This is a genomic window from Flavobacteriales bacterium (genome assembly GCA_016699575.1).
Classification (GTDB): Bacteria; Bacteroidota; Bacteroidia; order Flavobacteriales_F; family PHOS-HE28; genus PHOS-HE28.
On the sequence record CP064979.1, the window covers coordinates 3,055,483 to 3,078,491 of the forward strand.

24 protein-coding genes are annotated in these 23,009 nt (G+C 61.2%); 16 read left to right on the plus strand and 8 right to left on the minus strand.

Annotated elements, in window-relative coordinates; genetic code table 11:
* Positions 1-16 precede the first annotated feature (16 nt).
* The 7 genes from IPJ76_12725 to IPJ76_12755 all read left to right on the plus strand — a co-directional run bounded on the left by IPJ76_12725 (position 17) and on the right by IPJ76_12755 (position 5,394).
* Positions 17-880, plus strand: coding sequence for an ABC transporter permease (locus IPJ76_12725; protein ID QQR85469.1), 864 nt, complete (start codon positions 17-19; stop codon positions 878-880).
* Positions 877-2,136 (plus strand): ABC transporter ATP-binding protein, encoded by a 1,260-nt coding sequence (locus tag IPJ76_12730; GenBank protein ID QQR85470.1) that lies wholly within the window; start codon positions 877-879, stop codon positions 2,134-2,136. Before IPJ76_12725 ends, IPJ76_12730 begins: the two co-directional genes overlap by 4 nt.
* On the plus strand, positions 2,118-2,927 hold the full coding sequence (locus IPJ76_12735) for a sulfotransferase domain-containing protein (protein QQR85471.1): 810 nt from the start codon (positions 2,118-2,120) through the stop codon (positions 2,925-2,927). The genes IPJ76_12730 and IPJ76_12735 overlap by 19 nt, the downstream gene beginning before the upstream one ends.
* Before the next feature lie 60 nt (positions 2,928-2,987).
* A complete protein-coding gene (locus IPJ76_12740) occupies positions 2,988-4,136 on the plus strand; it encodes a DegT/DnrJ/EryC1/StrS family aminotransferase (protein ID QQR85472.1) in 1,149 nt (382 codons plus the stop codon).
* 106 nt (positions 4,137-4,242) lie between these two features.
* Positions 4,243-4,656 (plus strand): 30S ribosomal protein S6, encoded by a 414-nt coding sequence (locus IPJ76_12745; protein QQR85473.1) that lies wholly within the window; start codon positions 4,243-4,245, stop codon positions 4,654-4,656.
* A 5-nt stretch (positions 4,657-4,661) separates the two neighbouring features.
* Positions 4,662-4,928, plus strand: coding sequence for a 30S ribosomal protein S18 (locus IPJ76_12750; protein QQR85474.1), 267 nt, complete (start codon positions 4,662-4,664; stop codon positions 4,926-4,928).
* Between the two features lie 19 nt (positions 4,929-4,947).
* Complete coding sequence (locus IPJ76_12755; GenBank protein ID QQR85475.1) at positions 4,948-5,394, plus strand: 50S ribosomal protein L9; 447 nt, start codon at positions 4,948-4,950, stop codon at positions 5,392-5,394.
* 63 nt (positions 5,395-5,457) lie between these two features.
* Here the strand turns inward: IPJ76_12755 and IPJ76_12760 are convergent, their stop codons facing one another.
* Positions 5,458-6,477 carry a multidrug transporter gene (locus tag IPJ76_12760; GenBank protein QQR85476.1) on the minus strand — a complete coding sequence of 340 codons (1,020 nt, stop codon included), beginning with the start codon at positions 6,475-6,477 and terminating at the stop codon, positions 5,458-5,460.
* 56 nt (positions 6,478-6,533) lie between these two features.
* On the opposite strand from IPJ76_12760, the gene IPJ76_12765 reads away from it, so the two are divergent.
* Together IPJ76_12765 and IPJ76_12770 are read left to right on the plus strand one after the other, a co-directional pair.
* Positions 6,534-7,661, plus strand: a complete 1,128-nt coding sequence (locus tag IPJ76_12765; protein QQR85477.1) for a dipeptide epimerase — start codon at positions 6,534-6,536, stop codon at positions 7,659-7,661.
* The gene (locus IPJ76_12770) at positions 7,658-8,965 is read left to right on the plus strand and encodes a threonine/serine exporter family protein (GenBank protein ID QQR85478.1); all 1,308 of its coding nucleotides are present in this window, start codon (positions 7,658-7,660) and stop codon (positions 8,963-8,965) included. Before IPJ76_12765 ends, IPJ76_12770 begins: the two co-directional genes overlap by 4 nt.
* Here IPJ76_12770 and IPJ76_12775 read toward each other — a convergent pair whose 3' ends face one another.
* A complete protein-coding gene (locus IPJ76_12775; GenBank protein ID QQR85479.1) occupies positions 8,966-9,187 on the minus strand; it encodes a hypothetical protein in 222 nt (73 codons plus the stop codon).
* Positions 9,188-9,372: 185 nt separating this feature from the next.
* On the opposite strand from IPJ76_12775, the gene IPJ76_12780 reads away from it, so the two are divergent.
* Positions 9,373-11,646 carry an aconitate hydratase gene (locus IPJ76_12780; GenBank protein ID QQR85480.1) on the plus strand — a complete coding sequence of 758 codons (2,274 nt, stop codon included), beginning with the start codon at positions 9,373-9,375 and terminating at the stop codon, positions 11,644-11,646.
* Here the strand turns inward: IPJ76_12780 and IPJ76_12785 are convergent, their stop codons facing one another.
* The 4 genes from IPJ76_12785 to IPJ76_12800 form a co-directional block, all read right to left on the minus strand.
* On the minus strand, positions 11,647-12,327 hold the full coding sequence (locus tag IPJ76_12785) for a hypothetical protein (GenBank protein QQR85481.1): 681 nt from the start codon (positions 12,325-12,327) through the stop codon (positions 11,647-11,649).
* A complete protein-coding gene (locus tag IPJ76_12790) occupies positions 12,311-12,688 on the minus strand; it encodes a hypothetical protein (protein QQR85482.1) in 378 nt (125 codons plus the stop codon). The genes IPJ76_12785 and IPJ76_12790 overlap by 17 nt, the downstream gene beginning before the upstream one ends.
* Positions 12,689-12,710: 22 nt before the next feature.
* The gene (locus IPJ76_12795; GenBank protein ID QQR85483.1) at positions 12,711-12,980 is read right to left on the minus strand and encodes a hypothetical protein; all 270 of its coding nucleotides are present in this window, start codon (positions 12,978-12,980) and stop codon (positions 12,711-12,713) included.
* A gap of 65 nt (positions 12,981-13,045) precedes the next feature.
* Complete coding sequence (locus IPJ76_12800) at positions 13,046-13,783, minus strand: PorT family protein (GenBank protein ID QQR85484.1); 738 nt, start codon at positions 13,781-13,783, stop codon at positions 13,046-13,048.
* Positions 13,784-13,913: 130 nt separating this feature from the next.
* On the opposite strand from IPJ76_12800, the gene IPJ76_12805 reads away from it, so the two are divergent.
* From IPJ76_12805 to lhgO, 3 genes are all read left to right on the plus strand, one after another.
* On the plus strand, positions 13,914-15,089 hold the full coding sequence (locus tag IPJ76_12805) for an OmpA family protein (GenBank protein QQR85485.1): 1,176 nt from the start codon (positions 13,914-13,916) through the stop codon (positions 15,087-15,089).
* An 81-nt stretch (positions 15,090-15,170) separates the two neighbouring features.
* A complete protein-coding gene (locus IPJ76_12810) occupies positions 15,171-16,520 on the plus strand; it encodes an MFS transporter (GenBank protein ID QQR85486.1) in 1,350 nt (449 codons plus the stop codon).
* A 40-nt stretch (positions 16,521-16,560) separates the two neighbouring features.
* Entirely contained in the window at positions 16,561-17,790 is a 1,230-nt protein-coding gene (lhgO, locus tag IPJ76_12815) for an L-2-hydroxyglutarate oxidase (protein QQR85487.1), read from the plus strand.
* A 68-nt stretch (positions 17,791-17,858) separates the two neighbouring features.
* Here the strand turns inward: lhgO and IPJ76_12820 are convergent, their stop codons facing one another.
* Positions 17,859-18,401: a hypothetical protein gene (locus tag IPJ76_12820; protein ID QQR85488.1), complete on the minus strand. Its 543-nt coding sequence runs from the start codon at positions 18,399-18,401 to the stop codon at positions 17,859-17,861.
* 114 nt (positions 18,402-18,515) lie between these two features.
* Here IPJ76_12820 and IPJ76_12825 point away from each other — a divergent pair, with 114 nt between their 5' ends.
* Positions 18,516-19,001 (plus strand): DinB family protein, encoded by a 486-nt coding sequence (locus tag IPJ76_12825; protein QQR85489.1) that lies wholly within the window; start codon positions 18,516-18,518, stop codon positions 18,999-19,001.
* Positions 19,002-19,004: 3 nt separating this feature from the next.
* Here IPJ76_12825 and purB read toward each other — a convergent pair whose 3' ends face one another.
* Complete coding sequence (gene purB, locus IPJ76_12830; GenBank protein QQR85490.1) at positions 19,005-20,372, minus strand: adenylosuccinate lyase; 1,368 nt, start codon at positions 20,370-20,372, stop codon at positions 19,005-19,007.
* 152 nt (positions 20,373-20,524) lie between these two features.
* Here purB and IPJ76_12835 point away from each other — a divergent pair, with 152 nt between their 5' ends.
* On the plus strand, positions 20,525-21,379 hold the full coding sequence (locus tag IPJ76_12835) for an EI24 domain-containing protein (GenBank protein ID QQR85491.1): 855 nt from the start codon (positions 20,525-20,527) through the stop codon (positions 21,377-21,379).
* 129 nt (positions 21,380-21,508) lie between these two features.
* Positions 21,509-22,972, plus strand: a complete 1,464-nt coding sequence (locus IPJ76_12840) for a vanadium-dependent haloperoxidase (protein QQR85492.1) — start codon at positions 21,509-21,511, stop codon at positions 22,970-22,972.
* Positions 22,973-23,009 lie beyond the last annotated feature (37 nt).

Below are 23,009 nucleotides of genomic sequence, written 5' to 3' on the forward strand. Positions count from 1 at the left end.
GCGGTCCTTGTGAACGATGTCGAGCACTGCCGCTGAGCGCGAAACACTGATCGGTCCGGACGGTCCTTGGTGGAAGTTGGACCTGGCCGCGCTCTGGCACTACCGCGATCTGGTGGCGCTGCTCGTGCGGCGGGACATCACAGCCGTTTACAAGCAGACCGTGCTCGGCCCGCTCTGGCATGTGATCCAGCCGCTGCTGACGAGCTTCATGTTCGCGCTCATCTTCGGCAGAGCGGCTGGTTTCGCGCCCAAGGAGATCCCCGGCATGCTGTTCTACCTGAGCGGTCTCGTGCCCTGGTTCTTCTTCGCGAACGTGGTGAACAAAACCAGCAAGACGTTCACGGCCAACGCTGCGTTGATGGGCAAGGTGTACTTCCCGAGACTGGCCGTGCCGCTCAGCGTCGCCATCAGTAACCTGGTGAGCTTCGGCATCCAGTTCCTGGCCTTTCTGGTGCTGCTGGTGGTGTACCACTTCCTGCACGTCGATGGTTTCTCATGGGCGCCTTCACCCGCATTGCTCTTGCTGCCATTGCTCGTGGTGCTCATGGGCCTGCTCGGCCTGGGCGCAGGTGTGCTTATCAGCGCGCTCACCACCAAGTACCGCGATCTGAGCTTCCTCGTCGGCTTCGGGGTGCAGTTGCTGATGTACGCGAGCCCGGTCATTTTCCCGCTCTCGCGCCTGGAGCAGTTCCCCGTCCTGCTGAAGCTCTTCAACCTGAACCCGATGACCAGCGTGATCGAAAGCACGCGTGCGGTGTTCTTCGGTCAACCCATCCCCTGGGAAGGCCTGGGTTACACATCGCTGTTCGCCGTCGTTCTGCTTTTGCTCGGTACGGCCGTGTTCAACAAGGTCGAGCGCTCCTTCGCCGATATCGTATGAAGCAGGGCGTGGCCATCAGCGTGCACGATGTGCACAAGCAGTACCGCTTGGGCGTGTTCGGTGGCACCACGCTGGCCGAGGACATCAAAGCGTGGTGGGCCAAGGTGCAGGGCAAACCCGACCCGCGTATCCCCATCGGTCAGGAGCACATGGCACAACGCGCCGGTGAGTACTTCCTCGCGTTGCGCGGTCTTTCGTTCGACATCAAGCAGGGCGAAGTGGTGGGTGTGATCGGGCGCAACGGCGCTGGCAAGAGCACGTTGCTGAAACTCATGTCGCGCATCACATCGCCCACGCGCGGTGCCATCCGCATCCGTGGTCGTGTGAGCAGCCTGCTCGAGGTGGGGACAGGGTTCAATCCTGAACTGACCGGACGCGAGAACATCTTCCTCAATGGTGCCATCCTCGGTCTGCGCAAGCACGAGATCGAAGCGAAGCTCGAGGACATCATCGCCTTCAGCGGCATCAAGCACCACATCGACAGCCCGGTGAAACGCTACAGCAGCGGCATGCGCGTGCGGTTGGGTTTCGCCGTGGCCGCGCACCTGGAACCCGAGGTCCTGATCATCGATGAAGTGCTGGCCGTGGGCGATGCGGAATTCCAACGCAAGTGCTTGGGGAAAATGAAGGACGTGGCCAGCAGCGGACGGACCATCCTGTTCGTGAGCCACAACATGACATCGATACGCAGCCTGTGCACGCGCGTGATCTGGCTGCAGGACGGCAAAGTGGCCATGGACGGCCCGGCCGAAGAAGTGGTGACCGCGTATTTGCGCACCTATGCGAGCAACAATGACTCCGTGGAATGGAGCGAAGCGGATGCCCCGGGCAACGAGCATGTACGCTTGCGTGATGTGGCTGTGGAAGACCACGGATCGGAGAGCCTGCTCACATGGCGGTCACCGTTCACCATCCGCATCGGGTTCGACAACAAGGACATAGCTGACGGCACGCTCAACGTCGGCATCCTGCTGTTCAACGGCGACGACGTGCTGCTGTTCTCTTCATCGCTCATGGAACGTGCGGCGGTGAGCACCGGTTTGGGCCGTAACGTGGCGCGCTGCACGGTGCCCGCTGAATTCCTCAACGTGGGGGATTACCGCGTGACGGTGATGTTCTACCACAACGGCAAACGGCTCTTCCGGAAGGACGATACGGTGGCCTTCGCGGTGCACGACACCGAACGCGAGGGCGCATGGCACGGTCGCCGCAAAGGCGTTGTGATCCCGGCATTGGAATGGCGGCTGGAGGCGTGATCGCGGGCATCGGCCGGTTGTTGCAGCCTTGGCGGCCGAAGCTGTTGCCGAGCATTGTGGTGGTGGGTGCACAGAAAGCGGGCACATCGGCACTGTTCACCATGCTCGCATCGCACCCCAAGGTGGTGCCGCCGCGGATCAAGGAGTTGGACTTCTTCGGGAACGACGAGCACTATGCAAAGGGCATTGCATGGTACAAGCGCCTGTTGCCCGCCAAGCCCTGGCAAGGCGAGGGATTCGTTACGCTCGATGCCACCCCGGGCTATTTGCCGCACCCGTTGGCGGCCCAGCGCATCAGGAACGACCTGGGCGATGTACTGATCGCCATGGTCCTGCGGGATCCGGTGAAGCGTGCCCACAGCGACTGGAACATGTTCCACCAGTTCAAGGGCCACGCCAAGTACGCGCACCTGTACGACCCGCGCTCGTTCGAGCAAGCAGTGGAGGAGGAACTGGCTGCTTCGGCGCCAAGCACGCACTATGTGGATCGCGGCCACTACGCCGCGCAGGTGCGCCGGTACTTCGAGGTCTTCGGTCGCGAACGCGTACTCGTGTTCGGCTACCCGCAGTTCAAGCGCGACGCAGCCAGCATTTATGTCGCCATTGAGCGCGCCGCAGGGCTCCCGGCGCGCACCGCCACGCAAGCTCCCAAACGCACCAAGGCCAACGTCCGCAGCTACGAAGCGCCGCTCTCCGACAGCATGCGCCAGCGCCTTGTCGAGCACTATGGTCCGCACACCACGGAACTACGAACACTGCTCGGATATGCGCTCGATCTCGACGAACAGTAGCACGCACCAGCACCCAGGCTGCCCGCGATAGTCCTAAGTTTGACGACCAACCCGACCACGATGACCAACGCTCTTCAGGCCGAAACGGGCATCACCCCGAAGCGTGCCGCCAAGTGGCCCGAGCCCATCTTCGTCACCAAGGCCTTCCTGCCTCCGCTGGAGGAATACAACGCCTTGATGAAGCAAGTTTGGGACAATGGCTGGGTGACCAACCACGGCCCCATGGTGCGCGAGTTCGAGAAGACGCTCGTGGAGCGGTTTGGCCTGCAGCATTCCGTCTATATGGTCAACGGCACCATCGCGCTCAACATGGCCATCCGTGCGTTGGAACTGAAGGGCGAGATCATCACCACGGCGTTCACGCATCCTGTCACCACCAGCAGCATCCAATGGGAGAACTGCGAACCGGTGTTCGTTGATGTGGAGGAAGGGGGATTCAACATCGACGCCAAGCGCATCGAAGAGCGCATCACATCGCGGACGAGTGCCATCATGGCCACCCACGTGTACGGTCTTCCGTGCGATGTGGACGCCATCGACGCCATCGCCAAGCGCCACGGTCTGAAGGTGATCTATGACGGTGCCCATGCCTTCGGTACCACGGTGAACGGGCGCAGCATCCTGCACGCCGGCGACGTGAGCACCACCAGCTACCATGCGACCAAGGTCTTCCATACGGTGGAGGGTGGCAGCATGCACGCCGCCGATTTCGCCGTGCACGAGCGGATCCGCCTGATGCGGACCATGGGGCAGGTGGATGAGAATTTCCTGACGCCCGGCCTCAACGCCAAGACCAGTGAGATGCACGCGGCCATGGGCATAGCCAACCTGCCTTACTACGACGCCATCCTGGCCAACCGCAAGCACCAATGGCGGCGGTACCATTCGGCGCTTGAACCCCTCCCGGTGATGTTGGCCGCCATACCCGGGAGCAACGTGGAGTACAACCACAGCTACTTCCCGATCGTGTTCCGTGATGAGGAACAGTTGATGCGCGTGCGCACCGACTTGAACACTGCGAACGTCTTTCCGCGCCGCTACTTCCGCCCCGCCACGACACTCCTGCCGTATGTGGACCGTGCAGGCGAATGCCCTGTGGCAGAACGCCTGAGCGCAAGTGTGCTCTGCCTGCCACTGTTTCATGACCTGAGCGACGAGGCCATCGACCACGTTGTGGCCAACATCGCCGATTCGCTGGCGAAGGGTTGACCTTGGTCGTCCTTTTGGGGCTGGACAGGTCAGGCAACACCGCACACCGGGTTGTTCATATCCCCGATCCAGCTACATTCGCGCCCCATTCTACCAACCAGTCACTATGACCAACCGGTACGAGACCATCTTCATTTTAACTCCCGTTTTGTCTGAGGACCAGACAAAGGAGGTGGTCAAGAAGTTCAAAGACCTTGTGAAAAAAGGCAGTGGTAAGGTCCACCACGAGGAGAGCTGGGGGATGCGCAAGCTCGCGTATCCCATCCAGAAGAAGTCCACGGGCTTCTACCACCTGTTCGAGTTCGAAGGCCAGTCGAGCTTCATCGACAAGCTGGAGACCGAGTACCGCCGCGATGAGCGCGTGATCCGCTTCCTGACCGTGAAGATGGACCAGCACCACGTGGCCTTCGCAGAGCGCCGACGCAACAAGGCCAAGAGCGAGCAGCCCGCAGGGGAGGCCGCTGAGAAGCCCGCCCGTGCGCCCCGCAAGAAGAAAGAGGAAACCGAGACCAACGCCTGAGCACCATGAGCGACAACAGCGAGATCCGTTATCTCACCCCCATCGCCATCGAGACCAAGAAGGCGAAGTACTGCCGCTTCAAGAAGCTCGGCATCAAGTACATCGATTACAAGGACAGCGACTTCCTGCTCCGTTTCGTGAACGAGCAGGGCAAACTGCTGCCCCGCCGCATCACCGGCACCAGCCTGAAGTACCAGCGCAAAGTGGGCCAGGCCGTGAAGCGTGCCCGCCACTTGGGCCTGATGCCGTACGTTGCAGACATGATGAAGTAACCCGCAACACGACCGACCCATGGAAGTCATCCTGAAGAAAGACGTGGAGCACTTGGGCTACGCCAACGACGTGGTGAAAGTGCGCGACGGGTATGCCCGCAATTTCCTGTTGCCCCGCGGCCTGGCCGTGAGCGCAACGGAGAGCGAGAAGAAGCAGCTGGCCGAAACGATGAAGCAGCGTGCCCACAAGGAAGCCAAGATCAAGGCGGAAGCCGAGAAGATGGCCGACGGGCTCGCAGCCAAGACCCTGAAGATCGGCGCCAAGGCCGGCGAGAAGGGCAAGATCTTCGGCAGCGTGAACACCATCCAGATCGCTGACGCCATCCGCGCGCTCGGCTTCGAGGTGGACCGCAAGAGCATCAAGCTCAAGGGCGATATGATCAAGACCCTCGGCAAGTACGAGGCTGAGGTCGCCTTCCACCGCGAGGTGGTGCGCACCATCCCCTTCGAGGTGGTGGAGGAGTGATCGCAGAACGCAATTACTTGGAAGGGCTGCCACGAGGCGGCCCTTCTTCGTTGGCGTGTTTCCTCACATGAGGATGTTGTTCACCGGTGCCAGCGGTTTGGGCACATCCTTCTCGCCGAGCATCTCGCGCAGGTCGATCTCGATGGTGCGTGTGATGGCCGTGATGGGCACGTCGTTGGCACCGCCCTCGAAGGGATTCTCACTGGCTTCGCCGATCTTCTCCATCATGTTGAAGACCCAGGCCACCAGCGCACTGAACGGGATGGTGAGCCACACGAACCCATCGCCCACTTTGGCGAATTCGTTCAGCATACCGAAGGGTACCAGATTGGTGAAGAGCCTGGTGAACATGAGGTTGAGCGTGCCGTACTGCTTGGGGTAGGGGAAGTTCTTGATGCGTTCGCACTTGCCCTGCTGCGTGTAGAGGTCAACGAGGAGCTTCTCCAGTTCCATGTGGCGGAAGTCCTCGATCAGGCCGCGGTCCAGGAGTTCACGCAGATCGCGTGATTGCTCGGCAATGAGCTGGGTGGCCCGGTTGCTTTTGGCGAGGACCCTCGCTTGCTCATCTGCTGTGATCAGCCCGCTGAGCGCATCCTCCAGTTTGTTCTCCACTTCGTCGATGGTGTACCACTTGCGGTATTCGCGGTTGTACGATTTGACCAAATGCTCCCAAACCCGGGGTTGCCGAAGCTGGAAGCGCAACGCATGCAACCAGGCCAGGTGCCGATGGATGAGCCGCGTGTGGATGCGCTGCAGTTCCGCCTCGCTTACCGACGCTCCCGCGTGCTTGGCGGTAATGAAGTCCACTACCATGATACCCCAGCTCCTGCTGGTGTTGACAATGGCACCGTAGATCTGGCGGGCCTCCCACAAACGATCATAGCAGGCATTGTTCTTGAAGCCGGTGAGAAAGGCCACCGCAGTGCCCACCAAGGCGATGGGTACCCACGGCAGGGTGAGCCACTTCAGGCCGGCCACTTCGTACAGCACCGTGGGTACGATGGCCAGGAGGAGGAACCAGTAGATGTCGCGGCGTGTCCAATACAGGACTTCGCGTGTCGTGAACCGTCGTCCGGCGTGCATGTGCTCTGTTGATCCCGTTGGTAGGCAACGAACATAGGAGGCGTTCCGATCAGTCCATGCACCTTCGCGCCGTGCCCGCTCGCATCATCCGTATCGCACTCGACCAACTGAGCATTCCGCTCAAGGCGCCCTTCATCACTTCGTTGGGTTCGCTCCACAAGGTGGAAAGCGTGGTCGTGATCATTGACACCGAGGACGGCTTGGTCGGTCAAGGCGAGTGCAATCCGTTTTGGGCCATCAATGGTGAGACGGTCGGAACCTGCGTTGCTGTTGGCGCTCATTTGGCCCAGGCCATGTTGCGCCGTGATGCGCTGGACATTGATGGGGCTCATGCCGTCATGGACCGCCTCATCTTCGGCAACAACAGCATCAAGAGCGCGTTCGACATTGCCTTGCACGATATCGCAGCACAGCACGCTGGCAAGCCCTTGGCCGACTTCCTTGGTGGTGACCGAAGGTTACAACTCGTGACGGACTATACGGTGAGCATCGGAAGCCCTGAACGGATGGCGCAGGATGCGCGGGCGATCGTCGATGCGGGCTTCACGGTGGTCAAAGTGAAGGTCGGTGGTGATCCGAACGAAGACATCCAGCGCATCCTGGCAATTCGAAGTGCCATCGGCGAACGCATCCCGTTGCGCATCGATGCCAATCAAGGCTGGTCGACGGAGCAAGCGATCCTCGTGTTGAACGCTTTGCGCGATGCGGGCATCCAGCATTGTGAAGAGCCCATCCCGCGGTGGCAGTTCATGGAGCTGCGCGGCGTGAAAGAGGCATCGCCGATCCCCATCATGGCCGATGAAAGCTGCTGCGATCACCGCGACGCCGAGCGGCTCATCGCATTGGGCGCATGCCAGCGGTTCAACATCAAACTGGGCAAGAGCGGTGGACTGCACAAAGCACGCAAGATCATCGCGTTGGCCGAGGCCGCCGGTATGTCCGTGCAGGTGGGCGGATTCCTGGAATCGAGGTTGGCATGGAGCGCCGCCGCTGCATTGGCAACGACCAGTTCATGCGTGCAGTATTGCGATATGGATACGCCACTGATGTTCACCGAGGACCCGGTGGAGGGCGGCATCACATACGGAAGTGCGGGAACCATCACGATCCCCGAAGGCCCCGGACTTGGGGCGCGCATCAAGGGGTCATACCCGTTGGATGCGTTTCATGTGGTTTCAACATGAGCACCACTGACCGCACCACGCTATTGCGTTTCCTGAGCCGCTTGGGCCAGGCAGAGCTTGCGGCGGGCAATGCCGTGGCGCTGATCGAACGGGACCTCGGCCAGATCGCGCACCGCAACGGCGTGCACGACCTCACGGCCTCGGTGCTGCCCACGGTGATGTTCCTGCAATTGGAGGACGGCACGGAGCATCGCCTGCAGCTCACCTTGGGGCCTTATCGCTCCGGTGGCCTGCGCTTCGATCAGATCGAAGGCGTGCTGACGGTGGCGCGCGATGCCCGCAGCGGGAGGATCACGCCATCCGAAGGTCTTCGTCGCTTGGATGCCATTTGGAAGATGAAGCACCGCTACCGCGATGTGGGCTTCGTGTTCGGTTACCTGATCACCACCATCGGCGTTGGCCTCATGATCAGGCCCACATGGCAGGCGTTGAGCGCTGTGAGCGTGCTCGGACTGGTCTGTGCCCTGCTGCTGGTCATGGTGCGTCGCCAACCGTCGTGGAGCGCGGTGATGCCGGTTGTTGCGGCCTTCGTGCTTTCGTCAGCCGTGGCACTTGCGTACCGGATGGGTTTCGAGCAGCCGGTCATGGATCTCCTCATACCGCCGCTCATCGTGTTCCTGCCCGGTAGCATGCTTACGGTGGCCATCGTTGAACTTGCGTTCGCCAACGTGGTGAGCGGTGCCACGCGCTTGGTGGCCGGGTTCGCGCAGTTGATCCTGCTGGCCTTTGGCATCCTTGGCGGCTTCCATGCCTTTGGCGGCTTACCCACGGTGACCCATTTGCCGGTGGATGAACGCCTCGCCTTGTGGATGCCTTGGCTAGGCGTGCTCCTGTTCGCCGTGGGGCTGCACCTCTACAAGAGCAGCCGGGCCCGTTCGCTCGTGTGGATGATCGCCACCATGCTGATGGCCTACCTGGGCCAAACGCTCAGCGATCTGGTGCTCGACGGCGCATCGACGGCGTTCTTCGGTGCCGTGCTCATGACGGTGAGCGCATTGACGATCGAATACCGCTTCAATGGACCGCCCGCATTGATCACCTTCCTGCCCGCTTTCTGGCTTCTGGCGCCCGGCTCGCTCGGTTTGGAAAGCGTGACCAGTATCACCACAACCGGCACGGGCACGGCGATGAACATCCTCCAGTTCCTTTTCACCCTAACGGCCATTGCCACTGGATGCCTCATCGGTGCGTTCATCTACAGCGGCGTGTTCCATTTCCGCCGGGTGCGCTGGTTCGGGCGCGAGCATATGCCCGCTTCCACAACGGAACCCGCACCGGACAATTTCCCCGAACGGCTCGATTGATCAATGCTGAACGCCGAACCCCCGCCGCGCCTTCCAAAGGAGCGTGAGCAGACCCGCCATTACTAGGCAGTCGACGGTCACCGCCACCGTCACGAGCTGTTTGTGGTTCACCGGATCGACGCGGCTGGCCCACAGCACCCCGAGCACCGTTGCGCTGATCAGCGCGGCTGACCAGAACAGGCGCTTGCGAGCGCTGTTTCCTGAACGCAGTGCAGTGGTCATGGGGACGACGCCGAAGCTACTTGCGGATCGATCCCTTGTTGCTATTGGACGCCGGAAGTCGCATCCGGATCGACGGGCAGCCGTCTGTGGATAGACGCAGCGGCAGGTGGGTTTTCGCGATGCACGCTGAGGCTACCTTCGCGGCCGCCTGCAGGCAGGCGAGCAAAACCCATCCGCATCCGTAAATGAGCCAGATCTTCGACCTCGACATGATCAAGGCGGTCTACAGCCGCTTCCCTTCGCGTATTGCCGCTGCCCGCAAGGCCGTAGGCAAGCCGCTTACGCTTACCGAGAAGATCCTCTATGCCCACCTCTGGGACGGTGAGGCGAAGCAAGCGTTCGGCCGCGGGAAGGACTATGTCGATTTCGCGCCGGACCGGGTGACCATGCAGGACGCCACCGCGCAGATGGCCCTGTTGCAGTTCAGCACCACTGGTCGCCCCAAGGTTGCCGTGCCCAGCACCGTGCACTGCGATCACTTGATCCAAGCGCGGGTGGGAGCGAAGCAGGACCTGCAGGAGGCGCTCAACAAGAGCAACGAGGTCTTCAACTTCCTGGAGAGCATCAGCAACAAGTACGGCATCGGCTTCTGGAAACCCGGCGCGGGCATCATCCACCAGGTGATGCTGGAGAACTACGCCTTCCCCGGCGGCATGATGATCGGTACCGACAGCCACACGGTGAACGCCGGCGGTCTCGGCATGGTGGCCATCGGCGTGGGCGGTGCGGATGCGTGCGACGTGATGAGCGGCCTTCCGTGGGAGCTCAAGTTCCCCAAGCTCATCGGCGTGAAGCTCACAGGCAAGCTGAACGGTTGGACCGCACCGAAGGACGTGATCCTGAAAGTCGCCGGCATCCTCACGGTGAAGGGCGGAACCGGTGCGATCGTGGAGTACTTCGGGGAAGGCGCCGTGAGCATGAGCTGTACCGGCAAAGGCACCATCGCCAACATGGGCGCTGAGATCGGTGCCACAACCAGCACTTTCGGGTACGATGACAGCATGCGCCGCTACCTGAAGGCCACCGGCCGCACAGAAGTGGCCGCTCTCGCCGATGGCATCGCTGGCGACCTCACCGGTGATCCCGAGGTGTACGCCGACCCGGCCAAGTACTTCGACCAGGTGATCGAGATCGACCTGAGCACGCTGAGCCCGCACCTGAACGGTCCCTTCACGCCCGACCTGGCCACGCCGGTGAGCGAGATGAAGGCGAAGGCCGCCAAGAACGACTGGCCGGTGGACATCGAGTGGGCGCTGATCGGTTCCTGCACCAACAGCAGCTACGAGGACATCAGCCGCGCCGCCAGCATCGTGGCCGACGCGGTGAGCAAAGGCGTGAAGCCGAAGTCGCACTTGGGCATCAACCCCGGCTCCGAACAGGTACGCTCCACTATCGAGCGCGATGGGTTCATCGAGACCTTCGAGAAAAGCGGCGCCACCATCTTCACCAATGCCTGTGGTCCTTGCATCGGCCAGTGGGCGCGCGAGGGTGCCGACAAACAGGAGAAGAATTCCATCGTCCACTCCTTCAACCGGAACTTCGCGAAGCGCGCGGACGGCAATCCCAACACGCATGCCTTCGTGGCCTCGCCGGAAATGGTGGCAGCCATCGCCCTCAGCGGCAAGCTCACCTTCGATCCGGTGCGCGATACGCTCACCAACGACAAGGGTGAGCAAGTGAAGCTGGCCGAACCCACCGGCTGGGAATTGCCCCCGAAAGGCTTCGCAGTGGAAGATGCCGGCTACCAGGCACCAGCGGCCGATGGCAGCAAAGTGAACGTGGTGGTGAAGCCCGACAGTCAGCGATTGCAACTGCTCGAACCCTTCCCCGCATGGAACGGGAAGAACATCAGCGATGCGGTGCTGCTGATCAAGGCCAAAGGCAAGTGCACCACGGACCACATCAGCATGGCCGGTACCTGGCTGCGCTACCGCGGACATCTCGACAACATCAGCAACAACACGCTGATCGGGGCCACGAACGCCTTCAACGGCGAGGCCGACAAGGTGAAGAACCAGCTCACCGGCGAATACGGTCCGGTGCCGGCGACGCAGCGCGCTTACAAAGCCGCAGGCATCACGAGCATCGTAGTGGGCGATCAGAACTATGGCGAAGGTTCAAGCCGCGAGCACGCCGCCATGCAGCCGCGGCACCTAGGTGTGGCCGCCGTGCTGGTGAAGAGCTTCGCACGGATCCACGAGACCAACCTGAAGAAGCAGGGCATGCTCGCCCTCACCTTCAGCAACGAAGCCGACTACGACAAGATCCAGGAGGACGACCGCATCGACTTCACGGACCTCACTTCGTTCGCGCCCGGCAAGCCGCTGACGCTCGTGCTGAAGCACAAGGACGGCTCGAAGGACAGCATCCTGGTGAACCACACGTACAACGATCAACAGATCGAGTGGTTCAAGGCCGGCGGTGCGCTCAACATCATCCGCGCGCAGCAGAAGGGCTGATCACTCTTCTTCGGGTGGCGCTGGTAGCCGTTTCAAGCTGAAGCGATAACCTACCGTGGCGGTCAAGGTGTTCACGAACACGATGTGCCTTGTGCTGGAAAACAGGCTGTTGGCGGCGGTGAACATGATCTCACCGAAGACGCCGCCCCAAGGACCGTTGATCTCGGCTCCACCAGTGAGCCGCACCAAGGCTTGGTCATAGCCCCGGTCCTTCGCGGACACTGCGTTGATGCCCAATGCGTCGGTCAGCGTGCGTTCATCGCGTAGCCATGCGTGGCGCCAACCGGCACCTACCATCAGATAGCCGCCCCGGAAATAACCGTTCGGGCAGAACGTGCAGCCGTAGGGCACCTTCACATCCACTGCGGCGTCGAACCTGTTGAGCACGTAACGATGAACCTCCATCACCTCGTTGGGCGGTTCACCGGGTATCGAATAGTTCGACGCTGTGGACCACGTGCTTGGCCAATGGAACGCCGTTGAGCCGCGGAGCACGAACCATGTGGTGTCCTTCACCCGGCCTTCCACGAGCAGACCGCCCATGGTGCCACCGCGCCCCCATGTATGGTCGGTGCCCGCGGAAACGAAGGCACCACCGGACCACTGGGCCGAGAGTGTTGGACCCAGGCCAACAAGCGTGATGATCGTAGCTGCAAAGCGGTGTTCAACGGCTCGGCCCATGGTCTTTCTTGTTGTGAAGTATGGTATGCACGAAACCGAAACGCAAGCCGTATTCCTGGAACCACACCAGTGGGGTGCCTTCCGGATCATCGGGCAGGTAGGTGAACGGATCGCAGATGAGGCCGAGGAACACTTGGGATGGTCGCCAACCGTAGCGCAATTCCAGTCCGGCCCGGTGCGCCCATCGGTCGCGCAATGAACGGCCCGACCGCACGATCGGTGCACCGGTCACAGCATCGCTGGTCCGTGTCTCGAAATCGTAGCGTTCGTGCCGATAGCCGATCCCGGCACACCCCCACAGCTGCAATCCGGAAGCACCGATCGTGCCGAAGCGGAAAAGCGGTTCCAGGTCTACCGCCACGCTCCAGTACCGGTCGTAGGTATTAGGAATCAGCCCCGCTGGCGAAGCTCACCGGTTGCGGATCCCCGTTGAACGCCCCTTCGTGGCGACCTTGGACCGGCAGGTGCGCGAACAGTGCAGCGCGGATCGCCAAGCGTTCATTGCGGAACGCGTGCTCAGCGCAAGCGCCCAGGCCCACGTTCGACCGGAACCAATGGTCGTTGCGGCTGTAGCCTACCAACGCACCGATGCCGGTCTGCGCACCGGAGGTGGTCGCGAAGGGGAGGAGGAACAGGAGCGTTCGCGGTCGCAAGTCAGGCGTTCGTGTGAACGGCCTAACAACGTGCTGGAGCGCTCAGTATTGCCGTGCGTAAGGGCTCAACGACGGCGCTTGGTCTCCCAGCCGAAGTAATACGTGGCGCCGAACTGCAGCCCCATGTTGATCGTTCGGCCGGAGGGCTTGGTCAGCGAATTGACGAACAACGTATACGTATTGTACTGGTCCATCATGCCCATGAAACCGCGCAGCCCTAGGCCGAAGCCCCCTTTGGAGATCCAGCCTGCCCCGAAGGTGAAGCCGACGTCCAGAGGGATGTACTGCGATTCCTCGATGTCCACATAGTTGTACAGTTCATCGGTGTCATAGCGGCTGTCGTCCGTGGAGAACTTGGTGGCCGCTGCAATGGAGGTGTAGATCCCGGCTTCACCGTAAACACCCATGTTCAAACGGTAACGGAACAGGATCGGCCAGTCGATGCACATCCGCGTCACCGTTTCCTTGTGATCGTACTTCTTGTTCACCGTGTCGCTCCCCAGCGTGTAGTAGTCCTCGTACACGTAGGTGCCGCCTTTCATGCTGAAGAGCAGGTCCGTTACAAGGCTTGCGTTGCCATGGCGGCCGAAACCGAGGCTGATGGTCGGGCCGACGTGGGCGCCCGCCTTGTACTTCGGCGTCCTAACGAAGCCCTCATTGATCTCCAGCCACGACCGGTCGGTGGTGGGCATAGTGGTCAGATTAAGGCCGGCCTTCACGCCGAATTTGAAGCCCCGTTGCGCGTTCATCGCGCCGGGCAGCAACAGGGCCACTAGGGCCAGCATCTTCATCACCTTGCTCATGGTCACTAGGTTGGTGGGCTAATGTAGACGCCTGCCCCCAACCCCGTGTTGCCTTTCGGGCACGCGGCTTGCAAACGGCGCCCGCCTGCATCGCTATTTTGGCCGCGGGCTTCACCCCCGAACGCAACGCATGAACTTCACTCCCCGCTCGTTCCTCTTGGCCTCGGCCTTTGCTTCCGGCTCAGTGCTCCTCGCCCAGGAAACCCCTAACCCCGACTCGTTGAACCTGGTGCCCAACGGCAGTTTCGAGGAGGTGGAAGGCAAGCTCAAGCGATTGGGCAGCATCGAAATGGCCAAGGGTTGGAAGAGCCCCACAGCGGCAAAAGCTGATCTCCTGAGCGAGACGGTCGCCAACTCCCCGATCAGCGCACCGCGCAGCCAGTTCGGCGACCAGAGCGCCCTGAAGGGCACCAACTACGCCGGCCTCCGTTGGTGGAGCTACCAGAACAAAGCTCCGCGCACGTACCTGCAAGCCAAACTGAAAAAGGTGCTGAAGAAGGGCCAGAAATACTGCGTGCGCTACTACGTGAGCCTGAGCGACCTGAGCAAGTACAGCAGCAACGAGCTGGGCGTTTTCATGAGCAAGATGCTGGTGAACAAGGACGACAACATGTCCCTCACCTACAATGCCCAGGTGCCCAACCTGCGCACCGAGATCTACGGCGATCAGTTCGGCTGGAAGGGTGTATGCGGTGTGTACGAGGCTCAGGGCGATGAGCAGTACATGATCATCGGGAACTTCGCGTCCAATGAAAAGACCGTTACCGGCAAAGCAAAGCGCCCCAAGGGCGAAACCCGCCAGCAAACGCTCGACGCCTACTACTTCATCGACGACATCAACGTTTGGCCGATCAAGCTGATGAGCGAGTGCTCGTGCACGCAGCTCGACAAGGCCGAGAGCGAGTTCATCTACAGCAAGAAGGTGGCACTGCCGTTGAACCTGAAGCCCGTGGATGCCATTGAACAAGCCACCATCTACTTCAAGCGCTTCACCCGAAGCATCGACGGGTCCATGGACCAGATCATTGCCGACATGGCCAAGTTGATGACGGAGAACAAGGAGATCAAGATCAAGCTCACCGGTCACAGCGACGCGCTCGAGCACGACCGCATCCGGATGCGCCCCGACCTTACCGAAATGGCCAAAGAGCGGGCGGACGAAGTGAAGGCAGCGCTGGTTGAGGCCGGTGTTGAGGGCGAGCGTATCACCACGGCAAGTGCAGGCCACGAGAGCCCGGCGGACGGCGGCGATGACGATGTTGCCCTGAGCAAGAACCGCCGCGTGGAAGTGGACATCCTCCAGTAATCCCCAGCAACAAGAACACGAACGCCCGGCCCCAAGCCGGGCGTTCGTGTTGGCGGCTACTTTCCCGGCCGGTCCATCACCATGCAGAAGAACGATCCCAAGGTCATCCGCGCGTGGACGTTCTACGACTGGGCCAACTCGGTTTATTCGCTCACCATCACCAGCGCGGTGTTCCCGCTCTTCTATGCGGGCATCACCAAGAAGGACGGTGTTGACCTTGTGCGCGAAGGCCCGATCGGCATTCCGGCGCAGTCGCTCTATTCCTACGCGCTTTCGGCCGGTTTCCTCATCGTGGCCTTCATTGCACCCTTGCTGAGCGGCATTGCTGACAGTCGCGGCAACAAGCTGGCCTATCTCAAAGCCTTCTGCTACGTGGGTGCTGCGTCCTGTGCGGGTCTGGCCTTCTTCACCTTCGATGGAATTTGGTGGGGTTTGGCGCTGGTGGCCATGGCCTGCATCGGGTTCAGTGGCAGTTTGGTGTTCTACGATGCCTTCCTGGTGGATATAGCAGGAAAGGACCAGCACGACAAGGTGAGCGCCCGTGGCTACACTATGGGCTACATCGGTAGCGTCATTCTGCTCATCGTCAACTTGCTCATGGTGATGATGCCGAAGGTGTTCGGACTTCCGGATGAGATCACCATTGGGGGCGTGTCGTACGGCGGCGTGCCTGCGCGCGCAACCTTCATCACCGTGGCCATTTGGTGGGCAGCGTTCGCGCAGATCGCTTTCCGTCGCCTGCCGAAACGGACGCCTGTCGTGGAAGGAAAGGATAGCGTGTTCTGGAACGGCTACGCGGAACTGCGCAAAGTGTGGAGGCAGATGCAGGCCACGGTGCGGCTGAAGCGTTTCCTCTTGGCCTTCTTCGTCTTCAACATGGGCATACAAACCGTTATGTACCTCGCGGTGAGCTTCGCCGAGCAGGAGATCAAACGCGTGGACGAGAACGGCGCCATCGTCAAGATCGCGGACGAGAGCCTGATCATCAGCATCCTGCTCATCCAACTGGTGGCAGCCGTAGGGGCGAGCATCTTCGTTCGGCTCAGCGCGCGCTTCGGCAACGTGAGGGCCTTGGTGATGGGCGTCAGCGCGTGGGTGCTGATCTGTATCGGCGCCTACTTCACGCGGTGGACCAACGAGTTCTACATCCTTGCCAGCTGCGTGGGACTGGTCATGGGCGGTTGCCAGGCCTTGAGCCGCAGTACCTACGCCAAGTTCCTGCCGCCCACGCGGGACACGGCCAGCTTCTTCAGCTTCTACGACGTCAGCTACTACTTGGGCACGGTGCTCGGTACGCTTGCTTACGGGCTTGTCTTCCACCTTACTGAGGACCTGCGGAACACTGTCATCGCCATTGGGAGCTTCTTCGTCATCGGGCTCATCCTCCTGCTGCGCGTTCCGAAGGTGGAAGTAGGAGAGGCTGCTTCGTGAAGGCCGGTACTTTCGCCGCCGCCTTTTCCGGCGCACGAGCATGGCAGACACCAATTGGGACGTGATCATCGTTGGCGGCGGCATCGTGGGTGCAGCCACCATGCACAAGCTGCAGGCACGGTTCCCGCAGTTCCGGATCCTGCTCATTGAAAAGGAAAAGGAACTCGCCGATCACCAGACCGGCCACAACAGTGGCGTCATCCACAGCGGGATCTACTACAAGCCCGGAAGCTGGAAGGCGAAGAACTGCGTGCAAGGCCGTCGTGAACTGGTCGCGTTCTGCAAAGAGCACCAGGTGGCGCATGACGTCTGCGGCAAGATCATCGTGGCAACGGACAAGGAAGAGCTGCCGCGTTTGGAGAAGATCTTCAACACGGGCCAGGCCAACGGCATCGAGGACATGGAGATGATCGGCCCGGACCGCATCAAGGAGATCGAACCGCATTGCGCGGGCATTGCGGGCATCCGGGTGGGCTGCACCGGTATCGTTGATTTCCGAGGCGCGACGAGGAAAATGACGGAGCTGGCCGCTGGCAAGGGAACCGGTAGCAAAGTGCTGTTAGGGGAGGAGGTGACCGGCACGCAGGTGGACGGAGACTTGACATCGGTGAGCACGAGCAAGTCGACGTACAAGGGCCGCTACGTGGTCTTCTGCGGTGGCTTGCAGAGCGACCGCCTCGCCAGGCAGGACGGCGCGTCGCTCGATGAACGCATCGTCGGCTTCCGCGGCGACTACTACGAGCTCACCGAGCAGGCAAAGCACAAGGTGAAACACCTCATCTATCCTGTGCCCGACCCGCGTTTCCCCTTCCTCGGCGTGCACTTCACGCGCATGACCGATGGCAGCATCGAATGCGGGCCGAACGCCGTGTTCACCTTCAAGCGCGAGGGCTACGGCAAGACCGACTTCAGTTTGCGTGATACGGCCGATGCGCTGAGCTACCGCGGAACCTGGAAACTGTTCTTCAAGAACATGAGCTACGGCATCGATGAATACCGCAGGGCATTCAGCAAGCGGCTCTTCCTGAAGACCCTCCAGCGGCTGGTTCCTTCATTGACGATGGATGATATCCACCCCGGCCGCGCAGGCGTGCGGGCCATGCTGCTCGGCACCGATGGCAACATGGTGGATGACTTCCGCATCGAAACGCGCGGCAATCACATCCATGTGCTGAATGCGCCGTCCCCCGCGGCCACGGCGTGCCTCTCCATTGGTGAGCGCATCGTGGAGATGTGCGTGGAGAAGTTGGGGATGCAGGAGAAAAAGTGAAAACAGAAAGCTGAAAACCGAAAGCCCGCCTCGGCTTTCCTCTTTCAGATCTCCTCTTTCAGCTTTCCTCAAACCACCTTGTACTCACCCATGAATTCTTCCCAGTTCCAGAGGAAGAACGCCATGAGGGTGTCGATGCGGCGCAGCACGATCGGGTTCGGTGCTTTCAGCTCGCGGAAGTACTCGTCCTGGAAGCGGAACAGGCCATAGTGGTGGAAGACGGCCTTGCTCATGGCATAGACCGGGTTCTTGCTCGGGTGGTTGAGCCTTCCCATCAGGCTCTTCATCTCCTGCACCTGCTCCTCGGTCTTTGAGCAATCGCGCCCCGTGGCCTCGCTGAACTTGCTGATGCTGAGCGATACGAAGCGCTTGTCCTGCCCGGCACTGAGCCAACGCGGTGCTTCCATGAGATTTCCGGCAAGGACGATCAACGCGAAAAGGTCTTCGTCCTCCGGGCCGAACGACGGTGCGGTGACGAACTCGGGTGCTTCGCTGAGTTCCGCGGCCACATTGGGGAATCCGTTCTCGGTGAGGGCGAGTATGGAGTTCACGAAGGCGTTGGACAGCTTGTCCACGGTGATCTTTTTCTTCCCGAACAGCGTGGCGATCATTCCGTCATCTTCGTGAACGCGAACGTAGAGGAGCGCCGGATGCGGCGCCAGTCCGATACGCCTTGCCGTATCAACACAGTTATCCACTTCGCCGCAACACAACGATCATCCATCATGCAAGTACGAACGCTCATCGATCAATACGCTGCGTACGACCTGTGGGCCAACACGCTCTTCGTCCGGCGCCTGGACCGCGAACCAGCGGAACTCCTGGACCGCAACACGCCCAGCAGCTTCCCCACGCTGCGCCAGACGCTCCTGCACATACGCAATGCGGAACACGTGTGGCTGAAGCGCGTGCGCAATGAGGCTTACACGTGGCCAGCTGAGGCGGATGATGCCATCGGATCGCTGCTGAAGCACTGCGCGCTTTTGCACGATCATGCAGCTTCGCTCGATGATGGAGCTTTGGCGGGCGTGGTACAATTCAAGGACCTGCGCGGCAACGAACACAGCAGCCCGGTTTGGCAGATGCTTCTGCACTGCTTCAACCACAGTACTTATCACCGCGGGCAATTGGTGACGATGATGCGCGCATTAGGGATGGACGACATCCCGGCGTCGGACATGATCGCCTACTTCAGGTCGCGCACCGAATAACTCTCAAGCCACCACGCGGCCAAGAAGGTCGATGCCGGTGTACGTGTGCGGTGTGAGCGCGCGCAGTTCGCCTTTCACGGCGTCATCCACGTCCAGATGGTCGATGAAGGCGCGGATGTCCTCCTCGCCGATCCTGTCCTTGCCGCGTGTCAGGGCTTTCAGCGCTTCGTACGGTTCCGGATAGCCTTCGCGGCGGAGGATCGTTTGGATACCCTCGGCCACCACGGCCCACTGCCCGTCCAGATCGCGCTTCAACGCAGCTTCGTTCAAGAGCAACTTGCCCAGGCCCTTGTGGATGCTGCGCAGTGCGATCTCCGTATGCGCTAGGGGCACGCCGATGTTGCGAGTCACCGTGCTGTCGGTGAGGTCGCGCTGCAGGCGGCTGATGGGCAGCTTCTCGCTGAGGTGCGCGAACAGCGCGTTCGCGATGCCGAGATTACCCTCCGCGTTCTCGAAGTCGATGGGGTTCACCTTGTGGGGCATGGCTGAGGAGCCCACCTCACCGGCTTTCACGCGCTGGCGGAAGTAGTCGAGGGAAACGTAGCTCCACACGTCGCGGCAGAGGTCAGTGAGGATGGTGTTGATCCTTCGGCACGCATCGAAGAGCGCTGCCAGGCTGTCGTAATGCTCGATCTGCGTGGTGAACTGCTGGCGTTCGAGGCCGAGCTTCTGGTCACAGAAACGGTCGGCTTCCTTCACCCAATCGATGCCCGGATAGGCCGCATGGTGCGCGTTGAAATTGCCTGTGGCCCCGCCGAATTTGCAACTGAAGGGAACGGCGCGCAGCAGTTTCACCTGGGCATCGAGCCGCTCAACGAACACTTGGATCTCCTTGCCGAGCCGCGTGGGCGATGCCGGCTGCCCGTGCGTGCGTGCGAGCATGGGCACCATGGCCCACTCCAGTGCCAGGCCGTGCAGCGCATCGCGCAGGGCCACCATATCGGGCAGGTAGCGTTGGAAGAGAAAGTCCTTCACCATGAGCGGCAGGGCGGTGTTGTTCACGTCCTGGCTGGTGAGCCCGAAGTGCACGAACTCCTTGTGCGCGCCAAGTCCCGCACCATCGAGCAACTCCTTCAGGAAGTACTCCACGGCTTTCACGTCGTGGTTGGTGGTGCGTTCGATCTCCTTGATCCGCTCGGCATCGTTGGGGCTGAGGTTGGTGATGCGTTCACGGATGCGCGCAATGCCATCCAAGTTGGCGCCCTTCAGCTCGGGTAGGGGCAGTTCGCAGAGGAAGACGAAGTAGTCCAGCTCCACCTGAAGGCGGTAGCGGATGAGCGCCCACTCGCTGAACCACTGGCCCAGGTCGGCGGTCTGGTTGCGGTAGCGCCCGTCGATGGGGCTGATGGCGGTGAGCGGGCTCAGTTCCATGGGAAGCGGCAAAGGTCGGCAATGCGGGCATGTGATCGCAGCGCCGGTCGTAGGGCCGTGCGACGGTTCATGGAATGCTCGGCCCGGCTTGGTCCTGGCCCGCGCTAATTCGCCCTGCGTTGCGTTCTTTCACGCGGCATCCGGCCACATCCATGAGGAAAGACCTTTCACTCGGTTTCACCACCTTCTTCCGCGCCTTCGGCTTCGCCCTGGACAACCGCATGTGGTGGATGTTCCTGGCCCCGGTGGTGCTTTGGTTGTTGCTTGTTTTCGGGGTGGTGGCCATGCTCAGTGGTCCGGTGGACGAGTTCAGCAAGTGGCTGGCATCCCTCTTCAGCATCCCCTTCGACCCTACGGTGCACGAAGGCGTCAAGGGCGTTTGGAACACCGTGAAGGCCTTCTTGGAGGGCGCGCGCGTCGTCGTGGTCGGTATCCTGTTGAAGATCATGGTAGGTTACGTGCTCTTCTCGCTGAACAAGTACATCGTTCTTGTTCTGCTCAGCCCCATGCTGGCCTATGCGAGCGAACGCACCGAGCAGATCCTAACTGGCCGCGACTACCCCTTCAGCTGGCGCCAGCTGGCCAAGGATGTTTGGCGCGGAGTGCTCATCGCGGTGCGCAACGGCATCCTTGAACTGTTCGTGGTGGTCGGCTGCTGGGTCGTCACGCTCTTTTTCCCGCCGTTGGCGGTGCTCACGGCCCCGTTCCTGTTCATCGTTTCGGCGTGGTTCTACGGCTTCAGCATGTTCGATTACGTGAGCGAGCGCCGCCGTTTGCGCATGAGCGAAAGCATCGATGCGCTGAAGGCCAACAGGGGCATGGTGCTCATGAACGGTGCCCTCTTCGCCTTGGTGATGAAACTGCCGTTGCTCGGCATGATGTTCGGCCCGGTCCTGGCCGCAGTGGGTGCTTCCATGGCCGCAGTGGAGAAAGAAAGGCACGGCGCGGCCGGGACGATCGCACCGCGTTCAACGGCTTTCGCACAAGGAAGCGGCCATTCGGCATGAGGTGCGGCTGAAAGTTCCGCGCACGCTGACGCTGAGGGTGCGCCACGTGCCGCCGATCCTTCATTTTCACGGCCCACTTACCTGACCCCTATGCGCTATTCGAACCCTGTTCCTGTACTTGGTCTTGCGATGATCGGCCTCCTTGCCGGGGGCTGCGGACAAGCCGACACCGCTTCCATGGAGACGAAGGACGTTGTTGAAGAACCCCGTGGAAAAGACAATGCTGCCTACTACTGGGGCAGCGTTATCCTGGAAGGCACCGCCAACGACACGGAGCGCAACAAGCCGCGCCCGCCGGTGAACAGCCGCATGGTGGCCTTGCCGTGCATTGCCATGTTCGATGCATGGAGCCGCTTCGATAGCGTGGCCGAGCCGTTCTACTTGAAAGCCGACCGCCGCCCCACCACTGAGCAGACCTTGGAGAACAAGGCCGCGGCCATTGGATACGCGTGTGCCCGTTTGCTGCAGAACGTTTACCCCGGCGACAGCTTGCTCTTCGCCAACAAACTGAAGGAAGCCGGCCTGGACCCCGCCAATTTCAGCGTGGACCCTTCGACCGCCGCCGGGGTGGGCAACCTGGCCGCTCAAAGCGTCATCGATGCCCGTCGAGATGACGGCAGCAACCAATATGGCCAGAACGCCGCCGCCGATACCATTTACGGGGATTACACGCATTACATGAGCGTGAACACTGCGGATGCGCAGAAGGAGATCAACCGGTGGGCGCCCAAGTATTTCACCAGGGCCGACGGGTCGAAATGGGCGCCGGGCGGCTTGGCCCCGCATTGGGGGCATGTGAAGCCTTTCCTATTGGACAGTGCCAGCCAGTTCCGCAGCCCACCCCCGCCGGTCATGGGCGACCCATTGCTTGAGAAGGAGATCCGCGAGGTGGTCGAACTACAAGCCAACCTCACCAACGATCAGAAAGCCCTGGTGGAATTCATGCGCGATGGGCCCCGCAGCGTGCAGCAGGCTGGCCACTGGCTCATTTTCGCCCGCGATGTGAGCTTGCGTGACCAGCACACGCTCGACGAGGAAGTAAAGATGTACTTGCTCGTCACCGGCACTGCCATGGATTGTTTCATCGCTTGTTGGGACACGAAGTACTTCTACGACAACTGCCGCCCATATCAGCAGGTGCACCACATCATGGGCGACGAGGACATCGTGGCCTGGGCCGGACCGAACAAGGGCATGCAGAAAATGAAAGGCAAGGATTGGCGGCCCTATTCCCCCGACGACTTCCTGTGCCCACCGTTCCCCGCTTACGTGAGCGGGCACAGCACGGTGAGCGGTGGTTGTGCCAAGGCCTTGGAGCTTTTCACCGGTAGCGATACCTACGGTGTGAAGGTGCACCTGCTGCCCGGCTGGCTCACCGAGCCCGGCATCACCACGGACAGCATCACGCTGGACCTGGCCACCTTCAGCGGGACCGCTGATATGGCCGGACGCAGCCGTGTGCTCGGTGGCTACCACATCGAAACCGACAACCGCGAGGGACTGGCCATGGGCCGGAAGGTCGCGGAGTTGGTGGTGGCCCGCTGCATGGAGCACATCAACGGGAAGAAGGGCGGGGCTGTGGCGGCGCGTTGAACACGTCTTCGTGTGGTGATAGCTCCAAAGACTTGCA